The sequence below is a fragment of the Streptomyces prasinopilosus genome (assembly GCF_001419695.1).
GTDB classification, from domain to species: Bacteria; Actinomycetota; Actinomycetes; order Streptomycetales; family Streptomycetaceae; genus Streptomyces; species Streptomyces prasinopilosus.
Map to the genome: position 1 here is coordinate 1 of NZ_LIRG01000399.1, position 6,269 is coordinate 6,269.

Genomic DNA, 6,269 nt, shown 5'->3' on the forward strand with positions numbered 1-6,269 from the left:
GCTGCCGCAGGCCTGTTGCAGCACCGCCAGTGCTGTGGAGGAGGCGGATTCGGGCTCCGTCGTGAAGGTGACGAGGGACTGGTGCGGTTCCTGCGGGACGTGGAACGTCTGCTGCGTGACGGTCAGGTCCCCGACGACCGGATGGGCCAGGTCGTAGACGTCGCGGCCGCAGGGCTCGACGGTGTGTCCGGCCCACAGCGCGGCGAACTCGGGGCTGCGGATCGCCAGTTCGCCGCGCTGTGGGCCGGACACACCGTCGAGCCCTGCGGCCGCGACGTCTACGACCTGGCCCATCCGGTCGTCGGGGACCTGACCGTCACGCAGCAGACGTTCCACGTCCCGCAGGAACCGCACCAGTCCCTCGTCACCTTCACGACGGAGCCCGAATCCGCCTCCTCCACAGCACTGGCGGTGCTGCAACAGGCCTGCGGCAGCGGCGAGGGACCCGGATGAGGCGGACCCGGCGAGCGCCTCGCGACCCGGCCGCACCCGTACTCCACCGGGCTGCACCCGTATTGCGCCGCGCTGCACCCGTATTGCGCCGCGCTGCGGGCCGGCGGGCCGACGCGGCGTCCGCACCGCCGTCGGGACCGCGTCCTCCCGCGCCCTCGGCAGGGGCCTAACCCATGAACTCGGGCCGCTGGTAGGGCGTCCACCAGCTGAGCAGGCCCCAGACCCCGAGGGCGAGGGCGCCCGCCGCGATCACGGCCGCGAGCCAGGGGCGGCGCAGCGCACGCAGGGCGAGCAGCCAGGCGGCGAGCGGGACGAGCGCGCCGCCGGCGGCGATGAGCGGGAGGTCGACGTAGAGGACGCTCAGGTCCCGGTGCGTGCCCTCGAACCCGCCGTCGACGCTGACCCGAGCCCGCGGCGCCCAGGTGAGCACCGCGACCACGGCGCCCGAGGCCGCCAGGAGGATGCCCGCACAGCCTCGTCTCTCGTCCCTCATGCCTTGATCCGACGCGGTCGTTCCGTCGGCGGTTCCCGCGTGCCCTACTGCCGGTAGCCGCTCAGGAAGCGCCCGATGCGGCCGATCGCCGTCTCCAGGACGTCCGCGTGGGGGAGGGTCAGGATGCGGAAGTGGTCGGAGGAGGGCCAGTTGAAGCCGGTGCCCTGGACCACCTGGATCTTCTCCCGCAGGAGAAGGTCGAGGACGAACCGCTCGTCGTCGTGGATCTTGTGGACCGCCGGATCGATGCGCGGGAACGCGTACAGGGCGCCCTGGGGCTTGACGCAGCTCACGCCGGGGATGTCGTTGAGCATCCGCCAGGCCACCTCCCGCTGCTCGTGCAGGCGGCCGCCGGGGGCGGTCAGCTCGCGGATGGACTGGCGGCCGCCGAGCGCGGCCTGGATGGCGTACTGGGCGGGCGCGTTGGCGCACAGGCGCATGGAGGCCAGCATGGTCAGGCCCTCCAGGTAGTTCTTCGCGTGCTGCTTCGGGCCCGTGACCACCAGCCAGCCGGAGCGGAAGCCCGCCACGCGGTACGTCTTCGACAGCCCGCAGAAGGTGAGGACGACCAGGTCGGGGGCGAGCGCGGCGGCCGAGTGGTGCACGGCGTCGTCGTAGAGGATCTGGTCGTAGATCTCGTCGGCCAGGACCATCAGGCCGTGCCGGCGGGCCAGGTCGAGGATGCCCTCGACGATCTCCTTCGGATAGACCGCGCCGGTCGGGTTGTTGGGGTTGATGATGACCACGGCCTTCGTGCGGTCCGTGATCTTCGACGCCATGTCGTCCAGGTCCGGGTACCAGTCGGCCCGCTCGTCGCACAGGTAGTGGACCGCCTTGCCGCCCGCGAGGGTGGTCACCGCCGTCCAGAGGGGGAAGTCGGGTGCGGGGATCAGGACCTCGTCGCCGTCCTCCAGCAGTGCCGTGACGGCCATCGACACCAGTTCGGAGACGCCGTTGCCGAGGAAGACGTCGTCGACGTCGACCTCCACGCCCAGGGTCTGGTAGCGCTGGGCCACCGCGCGGCGGGCGGAGAGGACGCCCCGCGAGTCGGTGTAGCCGTGCGCCTGCGGGAGCATCCTGATCATGTCCTGGATGATCTCCTCCGGCGCCTCGAAGCCGAACAGGGCCGGATTGCCGGTGTTCAGGCGCAGCACGCTGTGCCCCGCCTCCTCCAGCGCGTTCGCGTGCTCGATGACCGGGCCGCGGATCTCGTAACAGACCTCGCTGAGCTTGCTCGACTGCCGGAACTCCATGGACCGCTTCCCCTCACGCCGATCTCGTGTTGCTTGGTTTTACCAAGTGGTCGCTTGGAAAGTCCAACAACTTGTCTACACTGCGTCGCATGTCACCTCGCCGAAGCTACGACCAGTACTGTTCCGCCGCCCGGGCGCTCGACGCCGTCGGCGACCGCTGGACCCTGCTGATCGTCCGCGAGCTCCTCGCCGGCCCGCGGCGCTACACCGACCTGCACGCGGACCTCCCCGGCGTCAGCACGGACGTGCTGGCCTCACGGCTGAAGGACATGGAACGCGAGGGGCTGGCCACCCGGCGCAGGCTGCCCCCGCCCGGCGCGGCCTACGTGTACGAACTCACCGGCCGGGGCCGCGCGTTGCTGCCCGTACTGCAGGCGCTCGGCGCGTGGGGGCAGGCGGCGCTGGGGGAGCGGCGGCCCACCGACGCGGTGCGGGCGCACTGGTTCGCGCTGCCCCTGCTGCGCGCCCTGGACGCCGTGGGCGCGGGGGAGGGCGGCCTGGTCGAAGTCAGGCTGGAGGAAGGGCTGTTCCACCTGTACGTCGGCGCGGGGGACGGCCCGGTCTACGGTGACGGGCCCGCCCCCGGCGAACCCGACGCCACGCTGGTCCTCGACACCGGCACCTGCACGGCGATCGGCCACGGGGAGGTGACCGTCGCCGCCGCGGTGCGCGACGGGCGGGTCGCGGTGAGCGGCGACGGCGCGCTCGCCAAGGCGCTGCGGGAGGCGTGAGGGGAGACGCGCACGACCGCGCAGGGGAGGCGCGGCCGTGAACGGGAGAGCACGGCCGTGAAGGGAAGGGCGCGGCCGTGAACGGGAGGAGGCCCGCACGGGGCGGGCCTCCTGACGGGACGTCACGTGCGGGGCGTCCTCCCGGACGTCCCGCCGGGTGTCACGCGCCCGGCGGCACCCGGGACGGCCGTCCCGTCCCCCGCGTCAGCCGGTAGCCGGCGACCCCGGCCAGTGCGGCCAGCGCACCGCCCACCGCGGTCCACACCCAACGGCTGGACCACCAGCCCGAGGTCCAGCCGTCCTCGGGTTCGAGGTCGGCCAGGACGGCGGTCGGCGAGTCGTCACCGTCGCCGTCCTGGCCGTCCGCGGCGTTCCGCAGCGCGACACCCGGTACCAGGGGCTCCGAGAGCGAGCCGTCGACCGCCGCCGCACCGCCCATCTCCTCGGAACCGGCGCGGACTTCGATGTCCACCGACCGGCCCAGGTCGCCCGCCGTGAGGTTCACCGCCGTGAGCCGGACGTAGTACGTGCCCGGCAGCGGGTCGTCGGCCCACGGCTCGGCCCAGGCGCGGACCGTGCGCAGCACGCACTTCAGCTCCACGGAGGCCGCGTCGGCCGCCGCGGTGCGGGTCTGGGCGCCGTACTGGCAGGCCTGGCGGCGGCGCAGACCGTCGTACACGTCGAGCCGCCAGGTCTCGGCGGCGTGCGTCTTCGGCAGCTTCACCGACGCCTCGACGGTGGGACGCTGCCCCGTACTCGCCGGGAACGACCAGTACAGGTAGTCGCCGACGGACGCCCGCGCCGTGGCGGTCTGCCCCTGCTCGAACTCCGTCGCGGTGCGGAACGAGGTGCCCGCGCGGGTCGGTCCGGCGCCCTCCTCGGACGACGCGCCGGGGGAGGGGGTGGAGTCGGCCGCGGCGGGGGCGACGGCGGCCGCGGACAGTCCGAACGCCAGCAGGGCCGCGCTCAGCAAGCGGGTGATGCGCATCAGCTGGTCCTCCAGACCGCGAACCGCCAGCGTGACAGCCAGCCCCAGACGAGACCGGCGAGGAAGCCGGCGAGAACCAGCGTGCCGAGCAGCCACCAGCCCCGGCCCAGGCCGAAGGAGGCCACGTCGCTCGACCCGTCCGGGCCCTCGACGACGTCGATGGTCAGTTCCAGCGGCAGGCCGGGCGTGGTCTTCACCCCGGCACCCGGCGAGAACGAGTGGGTCACCGCCAGGCACACCGTCTCGGCGGCCGGCTTGTCACCGTCGTCGTCGTCCCGTTCGGGCTTCGGATAGCGCAGGCCGGTGGACAGGACGTCCGTACGGCCGGTGCCCGCGGCCTCGCCGCGGACGATCTCCCGGTCGTGCACCGTGACGGCCCGCAGCAGCACGCCGTGGTCCGGGTTCACCGCCCGGTCCGCCGCCACGCTCACCGAGGCGCGCAGTTCCTGGCCCGGCAGCACGTCCACCCGGTACCAGCGCTGCTGCCCGAACTCCTCGCGGTCCGTGTAGAGACCGGATTCCAGCGTCGGCGCCTTCGCGCAGGACGCGGCACCCTCGGCCGCGACCGGCGTCACCACCGGTTCGGCCGCACGGTCCACCAGCTCGTTGACGCGCTCGGCCAGTTCGTCCTGGTGCTCGACCGACGTGTAGGTGCCCCCGGTCGCCTCGGCGATGCAGCTGAGCTGCCGGCTCAGCTTGGCGTTCGGCACCAGGCCCAGGGTGTCGATGGTCAGGCCGATGCCCCTGGCCGCTATCTCCCGGGCCACCTCGCACGGGTCGAGCGGGGCGCAGGTGTCCTCGCCGTCGCTGATCAGGACGATCCGCTTGGAACCGTCGCCGTCCCCGAAGTCGCCGGCCGCCTCCAGCAGCGCGGGGCCGATCGGGGTCCAGCCGGTGGGGCTCAGCGTGGCCACCGCCGTCTTGGCCTCCGTGCGGTCCAGCGGGCCGACCGGATAGAGCTGCGCGGTGTCCTTGCAGCCCTCCTTCCTGTCGTCGCCGGGGTAGTCGGCGCCGAGGGTGCGTATGCCCAGCTCGACCTCCTCCGGCGTCGCGTCCAGCACCTCGTTGAACGCCTGCTTCGCCGCGGCCATCCGGGACTGCCCGTCGATGTCCCGGGTCCGCATCGAGCCGCTCACGTCGAGGACGAGGTCGACCTGGGGGGCGTCCCGGCCCGTGGGTTCACCGGCGACCGCCGCGGACGGGAGGGCGAGTCCCGCCGTCAGGGCGGCGAGCAGGACACCGACGCCCGCTGCCGGCCATTTTCTTCTGATCATCGCCGGATCCTATGGACCGGGGGCGCCCCGCTCCAAAGGCGGGGCTCCGGCTCCGGCCCTACGGGCCCTCGTCTTGAAGGGGATTGGGAAGTTCCGCCCATTCGTCCCCGGCGGCCCGCGGCGAGAGCCGCATCAGCGTCAGCGCCTTCGCGGGCAGCGGCTCACCGCACAGCGCCGCCAGGTCCGGGGTGCGCGGCAGGTCCCGTACGGCGCTCTCCAGCGCGGCCCGCAGCGCCGGGCCGGAACCCGTCGTACCGGCCAGCGCGCCCGCCACCAGCGATCCGAACACCTTGCGCCGCAGCATCCGTTCGTCGTCCGTCACCATGCGGGCGGGCACCCCGGGCACGGGGACGCCGTGGCGGGCGAGCCGCGCCGGGCTGATCCGCAGGTCGGCCAGATCACGGTAGACGAGCCGCACCGGCTCCCCGTCCGCCGACAGCACGACCAGGAGGTTCTGGCCGTGCGCCTCCAACGCCACACCCATGTCGAGCAGGCGCAAACCCACCGTCAGGGCGAGCCGCGCGAACCGGGCCGCCCAGGCGGGGGAGCGGGGCAGCCGGGTCGCCGCCAGGGCCGCCACCGGCACCACCCGCTCCCCGGCCGCCGCGTACTCCCGCGGCGACTCGCGCACCACGGCCGCCAGATCGGCCGAACCGGCCGCCGCGGCGCCCAGGGTGCGGGTGATGTGCAGCAGCCCTCCGGTCCGGGCCGCCATCGACTCCCCGAACTCCGACAGCACCGCGGACGCGGCGACCGAACCGAGCGAGATGTCCCGCACCGACGACGTCAGCCGCGCGCTCAGCGCCGTCTTCACGTGCGGCCCGCCGGGCAGCGCGAGCGTCCGCAGCGCCATCAGCGGATGGGCCGCCAGCCGCCCCGCCGGCTCCCGCTCGAGGACGTGCGCCGCCTGCCAGGGATGCACCGGGATCACCAGCCGCTCCCCGTCCCGCAGCCACTCCGGCCAGACCCCCGCCACCAGGCAGTCCCCGGCCGGCACCGGAATCAGCCCCAACTCCACGACGGGCCGGTGCTCGGGCCCGTACGCCAACTGGTCGGCCACCGAGAAACCCGGCCGGG

Annotated in this window: 8 protein-coding genes; 2 read left to right on the forward strand and 6 right to left on the reverse strand. The window is 73.8% G+C overall.

The genetic code is table 11. The features are described from left to right. A partial coding sequence (locus tag AOK18_RS17460) for an MmyB family transcriptional regulator (RefSeq protein ID WP_478078843.1) occupies window positions 1-294 on the reverse strand: 294 nt, incomplete at its 3' end. Between AOK18_RS17460 and AOK18_RS31005 the strand changes: the two genes are divergently transcribed. After that, window positions 184-453, forward strand: a complete 270-nt coding sequence (locus AOK18_RS31005) for an MmyB family transcriptional regulator (protein ID WP_240503217.1) — start codon at window positions 184-186, stop codon at window positions 451-453. The two genes, AOK18_RS17460 and AOK18_RS31005, sit on opposite strands and share 111 nt — an antisense overlap. Window positions 454-619: 166 nt before the next feature. Here AOK18_RS31005 and AOK18_RS17465 read toward each other — a convergent pair whose 3' ends face one another. Then, a complete protein-coding gene (locus AOK18_RS17465; protein ID WP_055694983.1) occupies window positions 620-946 on the reverse strand; it encodes a hypothetical protein in 327 nt (108 codons plus the stop codon). A 44-nt stretch (window positions 947-990) separates the two neighbouring features. After that, window positions 991-2,199 (reverse strand): pyridoxal phosphate-dependent aminotransferase, encoded by a 1,209-nt coding sequence (locus AOK18_RS17470; RefSeq protein ID WP_055574882.1) that lies wholly within the window; start codon window positions 2,197-2,199, stop codon window positions 991-993. Window positions 2,200-2,288: 89 nt separating this feature from the next. Between AOK18_RS17470 and AOK18_RS17475 the strand changes: the two genes are divergently transcribed. Beyond that, window positions 2,289-2,930, forward strand: coding sequence for a winged helix-turn-helix transcriptional regulator (locus AOK18_RS17475; protein ID WP_055694984.1), 642 nt, complete (start codon window positions 2,289-2,291; stop codon window positions 2,928-2,930). A gap of 160 nt (window positions 2,931-3,090) precedes the next feature. On the opposite strand, the gene AOK18_RS17480 is transcribed toward AOK18_RS17475, so the two are convergent. The 3 genes from AOK18_RS17480 to AOK18_RS17490 all read right to left on the reverse strand — a co-directional run. Next, a complete protein-coding gene (locus tag AOK18_RS17480; RefSeq protein ID WP_055694985.1) occupies window positions 3,091-3,918 on the reverse strand; it encodes a hypothetical protein in 828 nt (275 codons plus the stop codon). Then, window positions 3,918-5,192: a VWA domain-containing protein gene (locus tag AOK18_RS17485; RefSeq protein WP_055694986.1), complete on the reverse strand. Its 1,275-nt coding sequence runs from the start codon at window positions 5,190-5,192 to the stop codon at window positions 3,918-3,920. Before AOK18_RS17485 ends, AOK18_RS17480 begins: the two co-directional genes overlap by 1 nt. A 58-nt stretch (window positions 5,193-5,250) precedes the next feature. Next, on the reverse strand, window positions 5,251-6,269 hold a 1,019-nt coding region (locus AOK18_RS17490), incomplete at its 5' end, for an IucA/IucC family protein (RefSeq protein ID WP_276205359.1).